Raw genomic sequence first — 21,337 nt, 5'->3', positions numbered from 1 at the left:
ACTTTGAGAGCTATGTCGAACTTGAAATTGCTCTCTGTGTTCTTTCTTTTTCTGATTTTGCCCTCTCTAGGTGCGGCGCAAACAGAGACCTCTGCAGATCTTTTTAAGCAGGGAACTCAGTTTTATGTCGCCAAAGACTATGCTAAAGCGAAGGAAAGCTTCTCTAAAGCCCTGCAGAATGATCCGCACAACGCGACGGTTCTGACCAATCTTGCTTTGAGTGAATTTCAACTTGGAAACAAGCCCCTGGCTGTTGGCCTTCTGCGCAAAGCTTTGGATTCAGAACCGGAACTTTCTACGGCAGTTGCTGGACTAAAGTTTGTGTTGTCACAGATGCAGGTAAAGGAAGTTCCGCACCAGATTGAAACTTACGAAACCCTTCGCAAGAACCTGCTGCAACCCGTTCCTCTGACTGCGTATCTCATTCTTTCCACTCTGCTTTTCTTTGTCGCTGGATGGTTGCTTTTGGGTTATGCCGGAGCTAGACGCCGCGCCCTGACTGAAGAAACCGCACTGCCCAGATTCCCGACTGTGGCCGTCATTTTGACCTTGGGCTTTGTTATATTTACAGGGCTTTTGGGGTTGAAAATCTATGACCTGTCTGTGACCCGCGGAACCATCATCGAAGAGAAAGTCGCGTTGCAAACCGCCCCAGGTGAAAACCAGGTCTCCATCCTCGATTTATACGGCGGAATGGAGGTTGTGGCCCACACCACCCAGGGGGATTGGGTGCAGGTGACTTACCCAGGCTCTCTTACCGGCTGGATTAAAAAATCCTCCCTGCTTTTGACGCGTTGACAGCTGGACCTTGGTCAAAATATGATTTACCTCTATGTTGAAAACGCTCCGAGTCATAGTCATTCTCGCGGCCCTGGGAACTCTGGTTTCCTGTGCCTCCACTGAAAAGAACTCCAATACGCCGGAAGGGGCTTTCGCCATTGCGGAAGAGTACGACAAATCTGAGCGTTATGAAGAAGCCATCCGCAGATACACTGAAGTAAAAAACAAATTCCCGTACAGCAATTTCGCCACGAAATCCGAACTGGCCATCGCGGATGTTTACTACAAACAGGAATCCTACGCGGAAGCGCAAGTGTCTTACCAGATGTTCAAAGAGCTTCACCCCACCGTTCCGAATTCAGACTACGTTCAGTTCCGTATCGGCATGAGCTATTACAACCAGCTTCCCTCCACCATTGACCGCGACCTAACTCTGGCCAATGACACGATCTTGAATCTTTCTGATTTGATTAAGAAATATCCGAACTCTGAGTTCGTGAATGAAGCCAAAGAAAAGCGCACCGCTGCGATTCGCATGCTGGCGGAAAAAGAAGAATACATCGCGGACTTCTACTTCAAACGTAAAATCTTCGACAGTGCCCTGGGCCGCTATGAAGGTCTTTACAACAATTATCGCGGACTTGGTTTTGACGCCAAAGCCCTTTCCCGTGCAACGATCTCGGCACAGAAAATCGGCGACACCGCAAAAGCGAAAAAATACGAAGCCGTTTTGGCCCGTGACTTCCCTGGCAGCCGCGAACTGAAAGACGCTGAAAAGGAGCTTGAGTAATGAACGCTCTTCATGACGATATGCTCTCTGAAGCCCGTGGATACTTCATCAACGGGAACTACAAGATGGCCGAACCGATTCTGAACCAGATGCTTCTGCAAAACACCCGCAATCCGGAAGTTTATCAGATGCTGGCGACGATCTTTTACGACAAAGGCCAGTTCAGCAAGGCGATCAAAACCTTCCGTCGTGCTTTGGAAATCGATCCCACCTACACCGACGCCAGCGTGGGTTTGTCCATCATTCTGAATGATCTGGGTAAATACGATGAAGGCAAACAGGTGTTCCTGGATGCTCAATCCCAGCTGGAGAAAAAATCCGGCAAACAGGACCCGTTTGTGGACGAAAAAATCGCCTCCAAACACGAGGAACTGGCGGACTTGTATTATCAGTACAAACGCTACAACGAAGCTTTGGAACAGCTTCTGAAGGCACAGAAACTTTCCAGCAGAAAAGCAGAAATCACCATGCGCATTGCTGAAGTTCATGTGCAACTGGGCCAGGGGGACCGCGCCATCAAGGATCTGAAGTCCCTGATCCGCGAATACCCACACCTTATTCCAGCTCGACTGAAGCTGGGGGCGATTTACTACAATTCAAACAATATTGCTGAAGCCACGGAACAATGGGAGAATATCCTTATTCGGGATCCGCAACATCCCGAGGCTTTGCGCTATCTGAAAATGGCGCAGGCTGCTGGCATCACTTCCATCGACTTGTAAGAGGCACACAACATGGCACAACTTAAAGATCAAATGGTTTCCTTCCTGACAAGCGACGAGATCAAAGAGCTTGTCGAAAACCTGGCTTCGCAAATCGAAGCTGACTATGAAGGAAAGGAAATTGTGTTCATCTGCCCTCTGCGCGGCTCGATCCATTTCACTGCGGATCTGATGCGCAAAGTGGACCTGCCTCAGCAAGTGGATTTCGTTCACGTGCAGGCGGTTGAGCGCGGTGGCGCGATCAAGATCGTCAAAGACATCTCTGTAAACATCGCAGGCAAACACGTGATCGTGGTTGAAGAAATCATCGACACCGGCAGAACCCTGAGTTTCCTAAGAAGCCGTCTGTTTGCTTCCGCTCCGGCTTCATTGAAAATCGTGACCCTGCTGGATAAACCTGCCCGCCGTGAATTGCCGATCAAGGCTGATTACATCGGGAAGACTATTGAAGATCGTTATGTCGTTGGATACGGGATGGATTCCGAAGAGCTCGGAAGAAATTATCCGGATATTTACGCTCTTAAAAACTAGTCACGGGGACGTCGTTAAGAAACGACGACGTTCACGACGAAAAGAATGACCACACAAAAAGCGTAGAGAAAAACTAGGTGCTTAGGCATGCTGAGAAGTCTCCTAAGCCCCAATCTAGAGAGTCTTAAGACCTTCGTCAACACAGGACCCCAACCTAGGTCCAAATTTCTAAACAAAACCCGCATATATAAGATTTAATACCACCTCGTATTCAGTTTCTGGATCGCCCAAAAAGGTCGGGCCAGACTCCGTTTTGCATTTAAGGACTCCGAAGAATCTGGCCGGAGGATCCCTAATTATGACCCAACTTTCACTCAAAGGCCGCTTCTTGATAGTGACTGGGCTGCTGATGGCGATTGCGTTGATCACCAATCTGCTTTCTCTGGACAGACTGCGCTTTCAAAACAAAGTCACCGGAGAAATTGGTGAAATCTGGCTTCCGGCCGTCAGCAAAGCCGCCGATCTGAACATCAATCTGGCCAACTATCGCAAGCTGGAGTTCAATCTGCTGGCCACGCAAAGCACTGACGAACGCACAAAGATTCTGGAAGAAATGGACAGTCTTCTGGGCAACATCACCATCTATTCCAAAGTGCTGGATCCTTTACTGACCACGGACGATCTCAGAAAAACCTATGAAGAATTTCTGGCCGGCTGGGACTCCTACCAGGCGGAAAGTGAAAAGTTCAAGGCCGCCGTGGACCAGGAAAATGAAAAACTGGCCGAAGAAATTCTGCAAGGGACCTCCAACGCCCAGTACACCAAAGCATATGACTCTTTGAAGAAGCTGACCGACGACAGCTATATGGCGGGCGTAAGCAACGCTGAAAACGTCGCCAAAAACTTCAAGCTGACCATCTATATTCTTTCCACCGTCGTGGGCGTAAGCCTGCTGCTGGGCCTTTTGGTCAGCTTCTGGAACATTCGCAAGGTGCAAAGATCCCTGAACCTGGTGGCCGGTGGTCTTGATGAGAGCTCCTCCACCATCCGCAACCGCGCCAGCGAACTGGTGACCTCCAGTGACCAAATCTCGTCAAGCTCCACCTCCACGGCCGCCTCTCTTGAAGAAATTGTGGCCTCCATGGAAGAGCTCACGGCGACGGTTCGCCAGAATTCCCTGAACTCCAATCAGGCGGCCAGCATTTCCATCGAGGGTCAGCGCACCGTGGATGAAGGGCAGAAGAAACTGGAGCTGCTGGTTCAGGTGATCAGCGAGATTTCCAACAACTCGCGAAAGATCGAAGAGATCCTGACAATGATTGACGACATTGCCTTCCAGACAAATCTACTGGCGCTGAATGCAGCGGTCGAAGCCGCCCGTGCCGGGGAACAGGGCAAGGGTTTTGCCGTGGTGGCTGACGCAGTCCGGGCACTGGCGCAGAAAAGTTCGGGTGCCGCCAAGGAAATCAGTTCCTTAATTCATGAGGCTTCCGAAAAAAGCAAACAGGGCGTGAATCTGGCCGCCGACAGCGAGTCGGCCCTAAAAGCCATCGTGGAGAACACCCGCAAGGTTTCAGATCTGATTCAAACCGTCGCACAAGGTTCCCAGGAACAATCCCAGGGTATTGAGCAGGTGAACAAGGCCCTGACCCAGATCGACCAAAGTTTGCAGGGTGTTGCCTCCTCCATGGGCGCGGTCACGGGTTCCACTGAAGACATGCAAACCCAGTCTGAAGAATTACACAAAATGATGTGCGAACTTCACATTCTGGTCGGCCATAAAGAAAATACAGAAAAGAATAATGAAACAAAACCAGAGAACGAAGAAATCGTCTCTGCCATTTAAGGAGAACAAAATGAAAAAAACCACACTGATTGCAGCCTTGATCCTGCTAAGCTCTGCAGCTGCACACGCCGGTGACTGCACAATCACCATCAGCCGTAAGGCCTGCGCGGGCAAAGAAACGGAAGCCATGAAACCTTACAACGGCAAAAACCCGACCGAAGAATCCAAAAAACTGGACACGGAAGAGGCTTGCATGAAATGGGGCGAAAAATCCTCTAAAATCATCCGCAAAGGCACCCTGACCGAAAAATCCGTGACTGTCAAATTTGATGGCAAGGATCTTGGCAAGACTTTCGCCGACAAAGCAGAGTGTAAATAGAGAGAAATCGTCTAAGTTATTTACGCCAGGGAGGTCCAGGGACCTCCCTTTTCATTTTCTCAGAATGAGACAGGTGCGTTGTTCAGTTTCTGTAATCCGTCCTCTAAAGAGAATCCCAAAATTATCCGATATTGTCTCTAAGGAGGAACATCCATGAAAAAGTTTAAGAACTTTTCCAAGAAGCTATTGAAGAATGAATCCGGCCAAGGTGCGACAGAATACATCCTGTTGCTGGTGGTGGTCGTCGCTTTGGTGGTTATCTTCAAAGACAGAATCAAAACTGCAATGGAAGAAAAAGTGGGTTCATTGGCAAGTGATATCACAGGCTTCAGCGGTAACTAGTTTCTCCTGACGATTTCCGCTGTCTAGCTGGGAATAAAAAGGGGGACCCAATGACCGTAGAGTATGTGCTTTTACTATTTGCGACCTTCTTCTTTATCCTGAAGGCGTTCATGACTGCTCCGGCCGAGGCCTTTAAAACATCAGGCCCGCGGCTGGGTGCGCGCATCGAACAGCAGCTCACGACAGGAGCAGGTTTCAAACCCATTGATGGAAATCACATTGGCTGGGACGGAGAAACAAGATGAAAAGGCATGTTAACAACAACAAAGGCCAATTCCTTGTCGAGTCCGTCCTGCTGATGACTTTCATGGTGGGAGCTCTGATCTGGGCAACCGGTCAGCTGCGCGAGAACAAGTATCTTGCAAAACTGATCTCCAGCCCCTGGCAGAAAGTTTCCGGAATGATTGAATCCGGCGTCTGGGACACCCCGGAAAGCGCCCGGGCCAAGCATCCCAACCAGGTTCGCCGGTCTCTGACCGCAGAACCTTAAAAGGAGAGAATGAGCAGAACGAAGAGCTTCTCCAGAACAATACAAAATGAACGCGGGATGATTTCCGCAGAGTTCATTTTTGCCATCGTCATTGCGGCGGGGCTTTGTATTGTCTTCTTCGCTCTGAACTTCACTCTGTCCATGGCCGAAATCGCCCAGTATATCGCGTTCTCTGCTTCCCGCGCCCACGCAGCCGGGCACATCGATCAGGACAAGCAGGAACAGATGGCCAAAGACAAATACCTTTCCCTGATCAACAACCAAGAGCTTAAACCTCTGTTCAACAAACCTGATGGCGGCTGGTTCGTCCTGTCCCCGCAGATTGATGTTCGTGGTGGTGGTGAATCCGGTCGCACCTTTGACAGCGACTATCGCTACACCGAAGAGCGCGTCCCGCAAGTGGGCGTGCGTTTTGATTTTACAGCCAAACTGCTCAGTCTGAAAGTCGCCTTCCTGGGGCCGACAAACGAGGACGATGCAGGTTTCAGCGCCAAAGTGACGGCCTTCCTGATTCGTGAACCGACCCAGAAGGAATGTTACGAACTTCAGATCAAGCGCCGCTATGAAGCGGTTTTGAATCTGGATCAACGCTTTAAAGAACTGGCCCGCGACACCGCAGGCTATGTTCCTTCGGAGGACAACGGATGCTGAAAAAGCAAAAACGCAGATCCTCCATCAATAACGAGAAAGGGATGGCTGTGCTAGAGCTCGTCCCTATTATCATTGTGATCGTGCTGCTGGTGAACTTCTCTTTGGGGTTCTTCGGCGCCATCCACACCGGGATTCTAAATTCAATTGCGTCCCGGAACTATGCTTTTGAAACTTTCCGCAACCGCGCCAATCTGACGTACTTCCGCTCCACTCCGAATGCGGATGTGGCCCTGACGTACGATAAGGTCGGCATGCGTGTGCATGGAACCCTGTCTGAAAACACCAAAGAAGGTGCGAATGACTGGGTGGCCAGCTCCCGCCGCATTGACTTTATGGCTTTGCAGCGTGAGGCCGCAGAAATTGCGGGAACAAAACCGGAACACGAAAGAACCCGTTCTCTTCCCGGCGGAAGAAACGAGACCCTTTCGGTGAACCCGATCTGGATTAAAACGACTTATGGAATTTGTCTTAACGCCGAGTGCGCGGGCACCGGCAGTTAACAGAGAAGTGGGACATTATGGGATCAAACGAAACTAGAAATTTATGGCTTTCGATTGCTGCAGGTGTCTTTGCGACGTTCCTGCTCTACAGCTATTCCCAGGAAAAGAAGGCCGAGTACGACAAACGCTTCGGTTCCACAAAGCGTGTGGTTGTTGCCAAAGAGGACATCGCTGAAATGCAGACCATCTATGACACGATGGTTGAAACCAAAGAGCTTCCGGCGGATTTCATTCAGCCTGATGCCATCACAATTCCTGACGAGATTATCGGTAACGTGGCCGCTGTTCCTATCAGAAAAGGTCAGATGGTCGTGAAGAACAACCTTTTGACTCCGGGCCCGGACACAGGGATTTCCCTGCAGGTTGCGCCCAGCAAACGTGCTGTCACCATTCCCGTGGATGAAGTGCGCGGGGTTGCGAAGCTGATCCGCCCTGGGGACCGTATTGATATTTACGCCGCGGTGGATTCCGGCAAAGGTGTGAACCAGCGCCGTGAAGTCTTCACCATGATGAACGACGTGGTCGTTCTGGCAACGGGTGTGAGTGTTGTGAACAACATTCCCCGCATGTTTGAACTGGATTCAACCGGAAAGAACCTGACCCAGATCGCCCTGACTGGTGACACCAAGTACACCACGATCACGGTCGAAGCGACTCCGAAAGAGGCGCAGGATCTGTTCTACATTCTTTCCACGGCTCCGGGGAACTTGTTCATGGCTTTGAGAAATCCAAGCGACAGAACAATTCCACCGCGCATGCCAAGTTCGACTTCTGACAGTGTATTGGGAAAACCGATGGTATCTGTGGATGCGGCGCCAGCAATCGCAATGCCGCCACGACCTTACGTACCACCGGTTCAACAACAGAGGGCAGCACCTCCGCCAGCACAAAGACCACGCGCCAACGGGTTTCAAACTTTGTAATTGGGTCTGATTTAGGGGAATTTAAGGGGGATATATGAGACGTAAAATTCTGATCACCGGACTGCTAAGTCTGTTTATGATCAGTGGAAGTGTGGCCTGGGCCCAGGAAGAACTGGAAGCCTCGCCGACATCATCCACAGAAGGTGAAGAGGGCGTATATCGTTCTCGCAAATTCATCAATCTCACCCTCGGCATTGAGCAGGACGAGAAGCTTCCCCCGCTTCCGGACAGCATTGAATTTAAAGGTGACTTCCGCCGAATCGTGACTGCGGCTTATGCCAAGGATCTGAACGTCATCCGTTTCACTCCAAGAGGTGAGGGTTTTGCGACCTTGACCATTCACGACAAACGAAACGGCAAGATCGTTGCGGAATTCCGCATTGACGTCAAAAAAAGCAAGCTCGACAAAGTGGTGCGGGAAATGCGCGCCCTTCTGGGTGACATTGAGGGTATTAACATCAAGATCGTGAACAACCGCGTGGTTGTGGACGGTCAGATCCTTTTGCCGAAAGACCTGGCGCGTATCTATAACGTGGTTCAGCAGTTCGGTGAACAGGCGTCCTCGCTTGTGACCTTGAGCCCACTGGCGCAAAAGAAAATCGCAGAGTTCATCGCCCGTGACATCAATAATCCGGAAATCGAAGTCCGTGCCGTGAATGAAAAAATCATTCTGCAGGGCTGGGCCAATTCTGATGAAGAAGCCAAACGTGCCGAAATCATCGCCAAAACCTATCTGCCCGACATCGTGATCGAGGCAGCCGAGGAAAAAGGTGTGATCAAGAAACGCCGCCCGGCGAATGATGGTGTGATCAACCTGATTCAGATCAAGGAAGCTCCGGCCAAACCACCAAGCAAAATGATCCAGCTGGTGGTGCACTATGTGGAACTGAACAAGGACTATTCCAAGGCCTTCAAGTTCCAGTTCACCCCGGAACTGGGTGACAACTCGCAGATGACCTTCCAGACCGGTGGTGATTCTCCGGGTGGTGTGATCAGCTCGATCACCGGAACCGTTTCCAATCTTTTGCCTAAATTAAACTGGGCAAAACAACACGGTCATGCCCGCGTGCTTGAAAGCACCAGTCTGATTGTGGAAGACGGTAAAAAAGGTGAAATCAAACAAGTAACCAATCAGCCGTATCCAGTCATCGGTAAAGACGGAACTCAAGGGACTGCCTTTGCCGAAGTGGGTATCGTGACGGCGATCACACCGGTCTTACTGGGTGAAAAGTCCGGCAGCGTGCACATGGAAATGGCCTTTAAGGTGTCCAGCCTTCTGGGGAACACCCCAAGTGGTGCGCCAATCACCAGTGCGAATGAAATGACCTCCACCGTGACGGTGCGAGATCGTCAGAGCGCGGCGGTGGGTGGTTTGATCCGTAACTCGACCTCGACCGGGTACAATCGTCCGGCTGGTCAGAAGAACCCGATCATCAGCCTTTATGCATCCAAGGACTTCATCAAGCAACAAAGCCAGTTCGTGGTCTTTGTCACACCGATAGTTAAGACTTCTGCCAGCTCCGGGGCTGAGCAAATTAAGAAGAAGTTCCGTTTACGCGACTAGGGTCTCGTAAACGGACCTCCTGTTTCAGCCGATAGGAAAGCTGGAGGTCTGTTTGGCTATCAATCCTAATTGTAATCTCATCGCAGTGGTTGGCGGTAAAGGCGGCGTTGGAAAATCCGTCTTCGCAGCCAATTTCGCCTGCACCATCATGAACGAACTCCGCAGCCAGGTTCTTCTGATCGATGCTGATGCTCGCAGCGTCGGCGATCAGAACGTGATCATGGGTCTGAAACCCCAAAAAACACTGAAGGAACTTGCCAGCTTCCAGGGCTCTTTGAACTCCCAGCCGATGAACACACTCGTCACCATGCACCAGTCAGGTTTGGCTTATCTGGGTGCGGTTCGCGGACCGGAAGAAAGCCTGAACATCAATCCGGATCTTTTGGGAAAACTGGTGGAGTTCTTTTCCCGCGCTTATAAATTTATCATCGTCGACGTGGGTACGGAACTGGGCCCGGCGCAAATGGCCGTGCTTCAGGAAGCCACTGCGATCATGATCGTGACGACTCCGGAAGTTCTGGTGGTCACTCAGACGCAGCGTCTGGTGAATGAACTTCTTTCTGCCACTTTACCCAAAGACATGTTCCAGCTGGTGATCAACAAAGCTTCTCCGACAGGTCTTTCCCCGCAGACGATCTCCAATCAGCTGCAACTGCCTTTCCTGGGAATCATTCCTCAGGATGAAGCCACTTCCATGATGTCCCTGCAAAAGTACACGCCGTTTGTGATCTCCGCTCCGAAAGCTCCGGTCACGGCTGCGTACTATGATGTTGCCCGTAAACTGACTGGTGGCATCTTGCAGCGCCTGAAAACTCTGTCCCGTCCGAAACCGGCCCCTGCGGCGGCGGCGGCCGCTGGCGACAGCGCCAGCACGGGATCGACTCAAGGGATGGATGCACGCACCCTGCTGAAAATCCGCATCCATAACGAACTGATCCGCACCGTGGATCTAAAAAAGCTATTGGTCGACGGCAAGCAGGATGAAAACAAAGAAAAAGAAGTTCGCGAAAAAACCAAACGTGAAATCACCTTGATCGTGGACCGCGAGGCCCCGGACGTGGCGCGCGAAGAACGCTCCAAACTGATCAAAGAGGTTTTGGAAGAAGCCCTGGGACTGGGCCCGTTGGAAGATCTGCTGGCGGATCCTGATGTCACCGAGATCATGGTCAACGGTAACAAACGAGTCTTCGTCGAGAAAAGCGGTAAGGTTCAGCTAAGTCCTGTGACCTTCACCTCCAACGATCACCTGCGCCGAATTATCGAGCGTATCGTGACGCCACTGGGTCGTCAGATCAATGACTCCACTCCGTATGTGGATGCGCGTTTGAAAGACGGTTCGCGTGTGAACGCCGTGATTGAGCCTTTGGCGATCGACGGTCCGGCACTGACTATTCGTAAATTTAAAAAGGGCGGTATCACCGCTGAAAAGTATATCGGTTACGGAAGTATCACCAAGAACATGATCGACTTCCTGCGCATCTGCGTGGAAAACGGTCTGAACGTGGTGATCTCTGGCGGTACCGGTTCAGGTAAAACATCCCTGCTGAACATGCTGTCTTCCTTCATCCCGTCCAACGAACGTGTCATCACGGTCGAGGATGCGGCCGAGCTGCAGCTGCAACAGGAGCACGTGGTGCGCCTGGAGACACGCCCGGCTTCGATGGAAGGCTCTAACGCCATTCACATCCGTGACCTGATCAAGAATGCCCTGCGTATGCGTCCTGACCGCATCATCGTCGGTGAGTGCCGTGACGGCGCCGCCCTGGATATGTTGCAGGCCATGAACACGGGTCACGATGGTTCCATGACCACGACTCACGCCAACTCTCCGCGTGAGTGTGTGGCCCGTCTGGAAACACTTTGTATGATGTCCGGTATGGACCTGCCAATGCGTGCGATCCGTGAACAGATCGCCGGCGCGGTGAATCTGATTGTGCAGATTTCCCGTCTGTCTGACGGTAGCCGTAAGATCCTGAGCATCACCGAAGTCGCGGGCATGCAAGGGGACGTGGTGACTTTGGCTGAGATCTTCAGATTCAAAGAAACCGGGTACGATAAGAACAGAAAAATCCAGGGCGTCTTCCAGGCCACAGGTACCATCCCAAGCTTTATCCAAAAGTTGAGCGACAAGGGTGTTGTGATTCCGCGTGAGATCTTTGCCAATGACCCGAATGCAGGCACACCGGCGGCGGCCGCTGCTGCAAAACCACCAATCCCAGCTGCGATGGCGCCGAAAATGCCAGGCGTGGCTCCAGTGAAAAAGTCGGGGTAAGCCATGAGTTTCCTGTTTAACGAATGGGTTATGATCCCTCTGTTTGGCATCTGTGTTTTCGTCATCGTCATCCTTTGGGCTGACAAGGCGATTGCGTGGCTGCACAAGCGCAGCCTTGGCCAGCGCGACGAGGTGATCAAGATTCTTCGTGTGATGGGAATGGATGTGGACGAAAAGAAAGTCACCCTGATCATCCTCTTGATGAGTTTCGGTTTGGGTGCTTTGGTGTTCCTGATCTTCTGGCCCAGTGTTTTGATGGGTGCGTTCTTTGGCGCTTCCATCACTGTCGCGGGCTGGCAGCTGCCTTTGCTTTTGGTGCGCATGATCTATGAACAGCGCTGCACCAAATTCGTGGATCAGATGGTGGATGGTCTGACCATCATGGCCAACGGTATCAAGGCCGGATCCAATCCGCAGGAATCCATGAAACGTGTTGTGGAGATCATGGGAAATCCCATGAGTCAGGAATTTGCGCAAGTTTTGTATCAGATGCAAGTGGGTGACAGCTTTGAAAGCGCGCTGAACGATCTGGGCAACCGCATTCCGCGCCCGGATGTGCAGATGTTTGTGACCTCCATCAACATCTTAAAAGAGACCGGTGGTAATCTGGCAGAGACTTTCCAGACCATCGTACTGGTCGTGCGTGAAAGACAAAAAGTAGAGAAAAAAATTCAAGCCCTGACAGCTCAGGGGATGATGCAAGGGATAATCGTCACACTGATTCCATTTATCCTGATGGCGGTGTTCCTGGTGATCGATCCGGCATTCATCAAACCAATGTTTAACACAACCCTAGGTCTAGTGTTACTGGCAGCGATGCTGGGTCTGCAAATAATCGGTGGCGTGCTTATTAAAAAGCTTGTTACCATCAAAGTGTAGTTTGTCAGTTTCAAGGAAGAGGTATCGATAATGAAGAAAGCACTCTTGGCGTTCGCCTTTCTTTTTTCTGCCCAGGCGTTCGCGCTTGTGGATATGAAAAATGCCAACTACTCCAACACCTGGATTGATATGGATGTTCCGGGCAGCGGGTATGATCTGAAAATTGTGCGCACCTATAACAGCCGTTCTCTTTTCAACGGCATGTTCGGCTTCGGCTGGTGCTCTGATTTTGAAACCGCGATGGAAGTCACTGCGGAAGGCAATATCAAGGTGAAAGAATGCGGTGGCGGTCTTGAGGTGACCTTCTCTCCCCGCGAAATCACCCGCAAGGATGTCGACAGCTCTATCGCGCAGATCGTGAACAAAATGAAAGCGGAAAAGAAAGTCGGCCTGACTGAGGCGGCAATCAACACGCTGAAAACACAATTGCTAGAAGACGACAGTCTGCGTGCGGACTATGCCCGCCAGTATGGAATCACCGTTCCGGTTAAAGAAGGCACCAAGTTCTACGCCAACGGCCGCGAAGTTGAGCACTTCACGTTCAACAAAACGTATTACACAAGAAATCTTCCTGACGGCAGCTCCCAGCGCTTCAGCCCACAGGGAAAACTGACTCATATCTATGACAAGAACAACAACTTCCTGAAATTCGACTATGACAAGGACGTGATCTCCTCGCTCCAGGACAACAACGGTCGTCGTCTGACTTTCAAATACTTCCAGAACAAAAAAGTTAAAACCATCACTGGCCCCAACGGTCTGATGGCGGAATACAAGTTCGCCAATCTGGATGACCTGGCTTCCGTAAAGAATGCCTGGTTGAAAACGTACACTTACGAATACGATGAGCTTCACAATCTGACCAAGGCGACCTGGCCGGATAAAACATTTGTCGCTTTGAAGTACGACAAACAAAAAGACTGGGTTCTGGCGTTTGCCGACCGCGATAAATGTATCGAGACCTACAAATACGAAGATTCCCCGACTGATCCAAAGAATCACTACTGGTCCACAGTGAAAAAGACCTGCGGCAAGGAAGTGATGGCGGACAATAAATACGAATTCTGGCATCAACAGCGCGCAGACGGTCAATACTATCTGCAGCGTGTGATGACGACTGTGAACGGCAACGTCACCGACATCACTTACCATGAGGTCTTCGGCAAGCCGGTTTCCATCCGTCGTAACGCCGACCGTATTTCCTACGAATACTATCCTGATGGCCTGGTGAAGGTGAAAGCCGCACCGAACATGAAGATGTCCTTTGAATACGATCCGAAGGTCAAAAAGGTCAGTTCGGTGAACAGCATCTACTTTAACGAGAAGGGTGCCAAAGTAGCCACGAAGGCCGCTCAGTTCAAATACGATGGCAAAGGGAATCTTTCTTTCGCCCAGAACAGCGATGGCCAGAAGATCAATATGACATATGATAACCGCGGCCGTATTGCGACCATTACAGATCAGGCCAAGAAAGTGGTTAAAATCGAGTACGAGGAGCGCTATGGGAAGCCATCTGTAGTTACCCGTCCCGGTTTGGGCACAATTGTGGTATCCTATAAACCAAATGGTGAAATCAACAAGGTGGACAGCAAAGAGGGGCCATCTGTAGCTATGCAGGTAGCCAGCACATTTAATAACCTCTTGGATATCATTGCTCCCGCAACTGCGGAACTTTACCTGTAAGGAGAAGGTGATTATATGAAAAGACTCTTGGTCCTTTCCATCTTGCTGACCCTGGGCTTCTCCTTTGCGGGAACAGCCTCTGCTGACGAAAATGCCAACCGCCCGGTAAACCCTGGCGAAGACCCTAATGAGGCCTTCAGATCCACTCCGTTTGAAGCCACGACATCGGCTTTGGGCGACTGCCGTGAGTGTATTGCCTACCGTACCGGCGCCACCACGGGCAAAGGCTCCCGTCGCCATGACGACACCGTTTCCAGAGAAATCAAAGGCTCCAGCGCGACGCCTGGTGGATCTGAGAAAGCCGGGACTGGAAGACAGTAATCCCATCTGTCTAGAAACCTGACACTCGCCTTACACAAAAGGGCTTTGGATATCCAAAGCCCTTTCTTTTTGCCCTGAAACCCTCCGATTCGTCTCATCCTGAGACAAAAAATCTGGCACACGCGATGCAATAGCCTTCATTGAGTTCTTAATGATGTTTTTAAGTGTGTAAGAAAAAAGGAGAGTTTTATGAAGAAAATCGTACAAGCCACTATTGCTATGTCTTTGATCGCCTCTGTGGCAATGGCGAACACGGGTGTTTCTTGCAAAAACAACAGCGGAAGCGGTCGCCATTCATCGACAGCGTTCAAACAAGAGTTCAAGGCAAAAGTTGCCAAGGACACTTCGACGAAGACCGCAAAAGAGAAAACAAGCAAAGGCTGGAACTAATCCGCCCCGGCTTGAATTGAATATGCCCCCTAGGGAGAGTGACTATCCCCCCCTTACAGTCGCTCTCCCTTCCCTTTTTTAAAAAGGGAAGGGTGTCTTAGCGAATCGCCTTTTCGTGAGCGCCTTCCTGGAATCCGTCCACCGTGCTGGCCACGCCATCACCCAATGAACGCCCCAGATTTCTGATCGCCATGGCACCACCGGCTGCCGCACTTTGAATGTACTGAGACACCGTGGATTTCTGCAACCAGCGGAAAGAATGAGATTCAATCGAATTGCCAGCTACTTTCACCTGCATCAAAACAATCAGCAAGGCTGTTGCGGCAAAACACTTGAATACAAATTTAAGTTCTTCCATGAGTGGATTCTCCCAGATGCGGTAATACTTTTGTGATTTCTTTTAAAAGCTGTTCTTTGCTGAATGGCTTTGGCAGATAGGCATCAAAGCCCGCCTCGAAGGCTTTCTGCACCAGAGCTTCCTGATCAATTGTGGAGCAACCGATGATCTTGATATCAGGATGCAGCTCTTTCAGAATCTTTGCCGTCTCAATGCCGTTACGAAGAGGCATGACCATATCCAAAAATACCAGATCGGGCAGTGTGGCTGACACCAGCTCCACCGCCTCGTCCCCGTTGGCAGCCTCGCCGACGCACAGGCCCCCTTCCGAGGTCACAATATTTTTGATTAGTTCACGCAAGAAGGCGGCATCATCAATAACAGCAAAACGAATCTTCATACCGCCAGTATAGAATTTAGCAGGCTTTTTTGTGAGTGGATTTTAGTGACCCCAACGATAGCCCAGTGAGAACATATAAAGCGAATTGGTCACGCTGACATTGTTCGGAGTCAAACCTGTACCAGGGTCTGGCAGGCCGGCCGCACCGTCAAAGACGTTTCTTTCAGCCGAAGCCCCCAAGCTCCAGATCATCTGGCTTTCGCGGGTGAACTTCCATTCACCACCGACATCAAGACCAATGCGCACACTTTCCTCCGAAGCGCCGGACTGGATGTTTACACCCGTGGCACTTTCAGAATGCTGCAGACGTGGGAAGAAGCTTCCCCCCAAGGTCCAGGCATAATTCGCGGACGTTGGAATGCGCGCCTTCAAACCCACACCCAACCCTTGGGTCTTAATGCGGGCGCGGGAGGTGTTGTCACTGGGTACGGTCATTTTGTTATCACTGAGCAATAAAGAGAACTCCAGTGAATTGGATTTGCGGGACACCCCAAAGAACTTGCGGAAGTTCAATCCCAGATCGACAAATTCATACTTTGCCGAAACCCGGGACTGATCCGCCTGGACAGAGTCCACATCCGCAGCGAACGAAAATAGAATCTGTCCGCTCACACCAATAAGTGGCGTGAACCAAACATTACTGCGAATTTTTAGCGCATTAAAGAAACTCTGATAGTCACGGAAAGTGTAGTTGGACTGGGAATCATTATAGGCCACCACCGGCATCACATCCAGCTCAAGACGGTTGTTGCGAATGTCGTCTTCGTGAATTTGTTCACGGTAGAATTCAAAAATTTTAGAAGCCTTGTCAGAGAAAAGGCTTTCCGCCTGTTCACCGATCGTCGGCTCCTCGACTTCAGGCGAGGCTTCAGCACCCGCCACTTTGGGCGCCGCCGCTGGAGCTACGGAAGCAGCCGTCGCCGCCTGAGTTTCCGCAGCTGCCTTGGCTTCCGCTTCTTTCTTGGCAGCCAGTTCTTTTTCTTTCTTTTCTGCCTCAGCCTTTTTCTCGGCCTCCAGCTCGCTGGTCTTCAAGGTTCTAACGGCCACGCCCTCAGAATCTGTGATCACCGGGGTTGCTTCTGCTTCAGACGCTGGACTGCGCTTGTTCGCTTTACGAACTTCATAACGTCCGGAGGAAAAACCCTCCAGACCCACTTGGGCCGTCGCCGGAAAGGCAGAAGCAAAGAGCGCTGCAAAAATCAGAAAGGAAAATGAAGACTTCATAAGAAATCTTTCGGCTTTCGGTCCGTATTACTTGACGCCAAATTGACCTGTTTTCAGAGGCAGGGCAGAATAAATTTATGAAATCATTCTTCCTAGGTTCCCTCTTCGTCGCGTCCTGTTTCATTTCAATCAGCCCGACCGCGTGGGCCCAGACTAATGCCCAGAACGTCTATATCAGTGCCGCCGACCAAGATCTTGCCATTAAATCCATCGTGCTGGTTCCAACCACCGACAACGTGGGTGGCATCTACGCAAAACCTGCGGAAGAAGAACTTAGAAATCTTTTGAACGAAGACAAACAGTGGTCTTTGTCCAACTTTCCAAAAGATTTGAAAATCAAATCAGAAACTCTGGATGAAAATCCGTCGGAAGTTCAAACCGTTTTGCAATCCACGCAAAGCGAGGCCGCCCTGACTTCAAAAATCATCCGTGGTCCCCGCGGGATTTCCATCACGCTGACCTTGTTTGTGGGCCGCGAAGGCCTGCCGCTGTTGCAGGAATCCCTGAATGACTACAAGGGCTTTGAAACTGCGGAAATCAAAAACGAAGTCCGTCGTCTGTTTGAAAATCTGAAGTACCGCATGCCTTTTCGCGCCACCATTCTGAGCCGTCGTGGCCAGCAGGTGACCCTGAATCTGGGAAGCAACTATGGGCTAAAACCTGACAGCCGTGTGTCCGTCGTTCAGATCATCAAGATCAACCGTCATCCAAAACTCAAATTCATGGTCAGCACCGAAAAAGAGGTTCTAGGCCGCGTGAAACTTTTCAAAGTCGAACCATTCATGAGCTTTGGTTACGTCGAAATGGAGAAAGACCCGGGCGTGATCGCCGTCGGATCCAAAGTGATGCCGGATGAGTTTGTAAAATACTCCACACCCATCACCACCCCTTCAGGAAAGGTTCTTCAGGACATCAGCACCCGCCCGGATAAGGACGTGGCCTTTGGCGAAGAGCCCACCGAATGGCTGCCGACAATGCCTCCGCAATTCGGTAAAGTGGAATTGATGGCGGGTTTTGGCAACTACACCCAAAACAGCAGCCTGACCACACCAGAGTCGGTGAGTGGCAGCAACAACTTCGCCCCGAATATTTTAGTGCGTGGTGAACTGTGGCTGAACCCGGAATGGTACATGGGCGTTCACCTGCGCCAGTCGGTGTTCTCAATTGATAATAACCAAACCGGAAGCTCCCCTTCGTCTTTGAACATGTCTGTGGGCCAATACGGCGTGAATGCGGGCTATAACTTCCTGCTGACTAATGACTTCTTCGGTCCGAAGCTGCAAATCGGTGCCGGCTATATGACAACCAAGTTCACCGTGGATGGCAGCACGCCCACCACGTTCACCAGCATGGACTATAGCGGCTTCCTGATCAGCCTGGCCGGTCAGTTCCCGCTGTCTGAGGAAATCCCTGTGGATATCGGCGGACGCTTTGATTTCTATATGAATCCCGGCATGAGCGAATCCCAGGACAGCGGTTCAGGATCTGACAGCAAGATCAATTCGTTCAGCTTCTTTATGGATTATAAAATGAAAACGCGATTTAAGATCCGCGGTGAGCTGATGATTGAAAACTACAGCACGGACTTCTCGGGCGCGACCCGTGCCACCAGCACCAGTCACAAGATGACAACGTTGTTTGGCGGGGTTCAGTACCTGTTCTAAAAAAAAAGCCTGGGCTATAAACCCAGGCTTTTTGCGTTAAGCACAGTCAGTAGTCGGAAGACTACATCATGCCACCCATGCCGCCCATACCGTCGTGGCCAGGCATTGCAGGAGCTGCAGATTCTTTCTTAGGTGCTTCAGCGATCATAGTCTCTGTAGTCAGCATCAAAGAAGAAACGGAAGCTGCGTTAGTCAAAGCGCAACGAACAACTTTAACTGGATCGATAACACCGTCTTTGATCAGATCAGTGTATTCGTCAGAGTAAGCGTTGAAGCCCCAAGTCGTGGACTTGTTCTGAAGGATACGATCCAAAACGATCGCGCCATCCAAACCAGCGTTAGCCGCGATTTGACGGATTGGCTCTTCGCAAGCACGTTTGATGATCGTCGCACCGAATTGCTCTTCTTCAGAGAATTTGGATTTGTCGATTTTAGTGGAAGCACGAAGCAAAGCAGTACCACCACCAGCAACGATACCTTCTTCAACCGCAGCGCGAGTCGCGTTCAAAGCGTCTTCTACGCGGTGTTTTTTCTCTTTCATCTCAACTTCAGAAGGAGCACCAACGTGGATAACTGCAACACCGCCAGCCAATTTAGCCAGACGCTCTTTCAGTTTTTCTTTGTCATAGTCAGAAGAAGTTTCTTCGATCTGAGCTTTGATCTGACCAACACGGCCATTGATGTCGTTCTTTTTACCAGCGCCATCGATGATTGTTGTGTTGTCTTTGTCTACAACGATGCGTTTTGCAACACCAAGGTCAGCAACAGTCGCCGCCTCAAGTTTCAAACCAACGTCTTCAGAGATCACTTTCGCGCCAGTCAGGATCGCGATGTCTTCAAGCATAGCTTTACGACGGTCACCGAAGCCCGGAGCTTTAACTGCAGCAATGTGCAGAGTGCCGCGCAGCTTATTAACAACCAAAGTTGCCAATGCTTCGCCTTCAACGTCTTCAGCGATGATCAACAATTGACGGCCTTGTTTTGCAACGCCTTCAAGGATACCGATCATGTCTTTCATGGAAGAGATTTTTTTGTCGTAAACAAGAACGTAAGCGTTCTCAAGAACTGCTTCCATTCTTTCTGCGTTGGTTACGAAGTATGGAGAAAGGTAACCACGGTCGAATTGCATACCTTCAACTACAGTCACTTCCGTTTTTGCAGTTTTGGATTCTTCGATAGTGATAACGCCTTCACGGCCTACTTTATCCATAGCGTCTGCCAACATCTGACCGATTTCTTTGTCATTGTTTGCAGAGATAGCGCCAACTTGAGCCACTTCGTTGGAACCTTTTACCGGTTTGGACATGGACTTCAATTCTTCAATGATGATGCCAACAGCTTTGTCGATACCACGTTTGATAGACATTGGGTTGTGACCAGCGGAAACAAGTTTCGCGCCTTCACGGTAGATAGCTTGCGCCAAAACTGTTGCAGTTGTTGTACCGTCACCAGCTTCGTCGTTGGTTTTGGAAGCAACTTCCTTAACCATCTGAGCGCCCATGTTTTCGAATTTGTTTTCAAGTTCGATTTCTTTCGCAACAGTCACACCGTCTTTAGTGATCAGTGGGGAGCCGAAAGATTTGTCGATAACAACGTTGCGACCTTTAGGGCCCAAAGTTACTTTTACTGCGTTCGCCAGAGTGTTCACACCTTTAAGGATGTGTGTACGAGCGTCTTCTGAGAATGTGATTACTTTACTCATGATTGTCTCCGTTCAATTCTTATTCACTCCAGCTTCGCTGGAGTAGATATTTAGATTTAGTTAAATACGCCCAGGATGTCTTCTTCGCGCATCATCAGGTATTCAGCGCCATCCAGTTTCAATTCAGTTCCAGCGTATTTGCCGAAAAGAACTTTATCGCCAACTTTAACTTCCAATGGAAGGATCTTGCCATCTTCAGTTACGCGGCCTTTGCCAGTCGCGATGATTTCGCCTTTTTGTGGTTTTTCTTTTGCAGTGTCAGGAATGAAAAGACCGCCAGCGGTTTTTTCTTCTTCCGCCATTCTGCGAACTAGAATTCTGTCATGAAGTGGGCGAACGCCAATTTCGTTCTTAGCCATTGTGAGCCTCCGTTTAAAACTCAGTTATGTATAAACTGTATTTACGGAAGCTAATATGAATCGGCTGTGGAAAGAGTCAAGGTCGGGCGCCCAATTTTCCTGAATGAAACACTTTGGCGCGCCGAATAAAGATTAAGACTTATTTAGAATTTTCGAGGGCTTATTTAACGCCGTCTTTTCCGAAGTTATTCGCACTGGCCGGAAGGTCCGAAGAATGCGCCCCGAACACAGAGTTCGCATAGGCCGTCATCAGCTCCGCCACCTCTTCAGGGGACAGTTTGCCGGCCACTTCATTGAAGGCGGTCTTTTTATCCTGAACCTTCGTAAGATAACCCACGAAATAGTCCGTCACGGACAGGTCTTTAGCGACCTCAAGGTCATAGATTTCCTCACGAAGTTCGCGTTCCAGCTTTTCCACAGAGATATCCTGAGAAGCCACCGCCTCCAAACCCGCGCGGTGAGCCATATTGGGGTCCGTTCCGCCCGCAGCCAGGCGGATACCTTTACGGGCATCGATCTGGGACTTCAAAGTTGTGACTTTGACCTGAGCCTGTTGAACTCTTTCGGTTTTCCACTCCCGATAGCTCTTTACTTCGGCGCCCGCTTTCATAGTGAAAGTCGTCAGACTCCAAAAGGCGATAAGGGGCAGATATTTAATAAGGCGCATGAGTCCTCCAGCAGACGTCCGATAATTCCAAGTCCCCATAA

At 50.4% G+C, this 21,337-nt stretch carries 25 protein-coding genes; 19 read left to right on the top strand and 6 right to left on the bottom strand.

Annotated elements, in window-relative coordinates:
- The first annotated feature begins 36 nt into the window (after nt 1–36).
- The 18 genes from BD_RS00590 (at nt 37) to BD_RS00505 (ending at nt 14,943) form a co-directional block, all read left to right on the top strand.
- Nucleotides 37–798, top strand: coding sequence for an SH3-like domain-containing protein (locus BD_RS00590; RefSeq protein ID WP_144314012.1), 762 nt, complete (start codon nt 37–39; stop codon nt 796–798).
- A gap of 34 nt (nt 799–832) precedes the next feature.
- Nucleotides 833–1,570: an outer membrane protein assembly factor BamD gene (locus BD_RS00585; protein ID WP_011162738.1), complete on the top strand. Its 738-nt coding sequence runs from the start codon at nt 833–835 to the stop codon at nt 1,568–1,570.
- Entirely contained in the window at nt 1,570–2,292 is a 723-nt protein-coding gene (locus BD_RS00580; protein WP_011162737.1) for a tetratricopeptide repeat protein, read from the top strand. The genes BD_RS00585 and BD_RS00580 overlap by 1 nt, the downstream gene beginning before the upstream one ends.
- Before the next feature lie 12 nt (nt 2,293–2,304).
- Nucleotides 2,305–2,823, top strand: coding sequence for a hypoxanthine phosphoribosyltransferase (hpt, locus tag BD_RS00575; RefSeq protein ID WP_011162736.1), 519 nt, complete (start codon nt 2,305–2,307; stop codon nt 2,821–2,823).
- Nucleotides 2,824–3,121: 298 nt separating this feature from the next.
- Nucleotides 3,122–4,609 (top strand): HAMP domain-containing methyl-accepting chemotaxis protein, encoded by a 1,488-nt coding sequence (locus BD_RS00570; RefSeq protein WP_011162735.1) that lies wholly within the window; start codon nt 3,122–3,124, stop codon nt 4,607–4,609.
- 10 nt (nt 4,610–4,619) lie between these two features.
- Nucleotides 4,620–4,928, top strand: coding sequence for a hypothetical protein (locus BD_RS00565; protein ID WP_011162734.1), 309 nt, complete (start codon nt 4,620–4,622; stop codon nt 4,926–4,928).
- 153 nt (nt 4,929–5,081) lie between these two features.
- Nucleotides 5,082–5,270 carry a Flp1 family type IVb pilin gene (locus BD_RS00560; RefSeq protein ID WP_011162733.1) on the top strand — a complete coding sequence of 63 codons (189 nt, stop codon included), beginning with the start codon at nt 5,082–5,084 and terminating at the stop codon, nt 5,268–5,270.
- Between the two features lie 50 nt (nt 5,271–5,320).
- Entirely contained in the window at nt 5,321–5,515 is a 195-nt protein-coding gene (locus BD_RS00555; protein ID WP_011162732.1) for a hypothetical protein, read from the top strand.
- Complete coding sequence (locus tag BD_RS00550; protein WP_011162731.1) at nt 5,512–5,760, top strand: hypothetical protein; 249 nt, start codon at nt 5,512–5,514, stop codon at nt 5,758–5,760. The genes BD_RS00555 and BD_RS00550 overlap by 4 nt, the downstream gene beginning before the upstream one ends.
- Nucleotides 5,761–5,769: 9 nt before the next feature.
- Entirely contained in the window at nt 5,770–6,411 is a 642-nt protein-coding gene (locus BD_RS00545) for a hypothetical protein (protein WP_011162730.1), read from the top strand.
- The gene (locus BD_RS00540; protein ID WP_011162729.1) at nt 6,405–6,911 is read left to right on the top strand and encodes a hypothetical protein; all 507 of its coding nucleotides are present in this window, start codon (nt 6,405–6,407) and stop codon (nt 6,909–6,911) included. The genes BD_RS00545 and BD_RS00540 overlap by 7 nt, the downstream gene beginning before the upstream one ends.
- A 17-nt stretch (nt 6,912–6,928) precedes the next feature.
- On the top strand, nt 6,929–7,834 hold the full coding sequence (gene cpaB / locus BD_RS00535; protein WP_011162728.1) for a Flp pilus assembly protein CpaB: 906 nt from the start codon (nt 6,929–6,931) through the stop codon (nt 7,832–7,834).
- A gap of 34 nt (nt 7,835–7,868) precedes the next feature.
- A complete protein-coding gene (locus BD_RS00530) occupies nt 7,869–9,398 on the top strand; it encodes a BON domain-containing protein (protein WP_011162727.1) in 1,530 nt (509 codons plus the stop codon).
- A gap of 52 nt (nt 9,399–9,450) precedes the next feature.
- Nucleotides 9,451–11,670 carry an ATPase, T2SS/T4P/T4SS family gene (locus BD_RS00525; RefSeq protein ID WP_011162726.1) on the top strand — a complete coding sequence of 740 codons (2,220 nt, stop codon included), beginning with the start codon at nt 9,451–9,453 and terminating at the stop codon, nt 11,668–11,670.
- Nucleotides 11,671–11,673: 3 nt separating this feature from the next.
- The gene (locus BD_RS00520) at nt 11,674–12,549 is read left to right on the top strand and encodes a type II secretion system F family protein (RefSeq protein WP_011162725.1); all 876 of its coding nucleotides are present in this window, start codon (nt 11,674–11,676) and stop codon (nt 12,547–12,549) included.
- Between the two features lie 30 nt (nt 12,550–12,579).
- Nucleotides 12,580–14,232, top strand: a complete 1,653-nt coding sequence (locus BD_RS00515) for a DUF6531 domain-containing protein (RefSeq protein WP_011162724.1) — start codon at nt 12,580–12,582, stop codon at nt 14,230–14,232.
- A 15-nt stretch (nt 14,233–14,247) separates the two neighbouring features.
- Complete coding sequence (locus BD_RS00510; RefSeq protein ID WP_011162723.1) at nt 14,248–14,553, top strand: hypothetical protein; 306 nt, start codon at nt 14,248–14,250, stop codon at nt 14,551–14,553.
- A gap of 189 nt (nt 14,554–14,742) precedes the next feature.
- Nucleotides 14,743–14,943, top strand: a complete 201-nt coding sequence (locus BD_RS00505) for a hypothetical protein (protein ID WP_038450492.1) — start codon at nt 14,743–14,745, stop codon at nt 14,941–14,943.
- A 97-nt stretch (nt 14,944–15,040) separates the two neighbouring features.
- On the opposite strand, the gene BD_RS00500 is transcribed toward BD_RS00505, so the two are convergent.
- From BD_RS00500 to BD_RS00490, 3 genes are read right to left on the bottom strand one after another with little or no spacing between them, the layout of a single operon-like run.
- Complete coding sequence (locus BD_RS00500; protein ID WP_011162722.1) at nt 15,041–15,301, bottom strand: hypothetical protein; 261 nt, start codon at nt 15,299–15,301, stop codon at nt 15,041–15,043.
- Nucleotides 15,288–15,680, bottom strand: coding sequence for a response regulator (locus tag BD_RS00495; RefSeq protein ID WP_011162721.1), 393 nt, complete (start codon nt 15,678–15,680; stop codon nt 15,288–15,290). The genes BD_RS00500 and BD_RS00495 overlap by 14 nt, the downstream gene beginning before the upstream one ends.
- Nucleotides 15,681–15,722: 42 nt before the next feature.
- Complete coding sequence (locus tag BD_RS00490; protein ID WP_011162720.1) at nt 15,723–16,904, bottom strand: hypothetical protein; 1,182 nt, start codon at nt 16,902–16,904, stop codon at nt 15,723–15,725.
- A gap of 77 nt (nt 16,905–16,981) precedes the next feature.
- Here BD_RS00490 and BD_RS00485 point away from each other — a divergent pair, with 77 nt between their 5' ends.
- The gene (locus tag BD_RS00485) at nt 16,982–18,568 is read left to right on the top strand and encodes a porin family protein (RefSeq protein ID WP_011162719.1); all 1,587 of its coding nucleotides are present in this window, start codon (nt 16,982–16,984) and stop codon (nt 18,566–18,568) included.
- A 61-nt stretch (nt 18,569–18,629) separates the two neighbouring features.
- On the opposite strand, the gene groL is transcribed toward BD_RS00485, so the two are convergent.
- The 3 genes from groL to BD_RS00470 all read right to left on the bottom strand — a co-directional run bounded on the left by groL (nt 18,630) and on the right by BD_RS00470 (nt 21,296).
- On the bottom strand, nt 18,630–20,270 hold the full coding sequence (groL, locus tag BD_RS00480) for a chaperonin GroEL (RefSeq protein WP_011162718.1): 1,641 nt from the start codon (nt 20,268–20,270) through the stop codon (nt 18,630–18,632).
- A 56-nt stretch (nt 20,271–20,326) separates the two neighbouring features.
- Complete coding sequence (gene groES / locus BD_RS00475) at nt 20,327–20,614, bottom strand: co-chaperone GroES (protein WP_038452046.1); 288 nt, start codon at nt 20,612–20,614, stop codon at nt 20,327–20,329.
- 175 nt (nt 20,615–20,789) lie between these two features.
- Complete coding sequence (locus tag BD_RS00470) at nt 20,790–21,296, bottom strand: hypothetical protein (RefSeq protein ID WP_038450485.1); 507 nt, start codon at nt 21,294–21,296, stop codon at nt 20,790–20,792.
- Between the last annotated feature and the right edge of the window lie 41 nt (nt 21,297–21,337).

Source organism: Bdellovibrio bacteriovorus HD100, from assembly GCF_000196175.1.
GTDB classification, from domain to species: domain Bacteria; phylum Bdellovibrionota; class Bdellovibrionia; order Bdellovibrionales; family Bdellovibrionaceae; genus Bdellovibrio; species Bdellovibrio bacteriovorus.
This window is presented reverse-complemented; position numbering and strand designations above follow the sequence as displayed.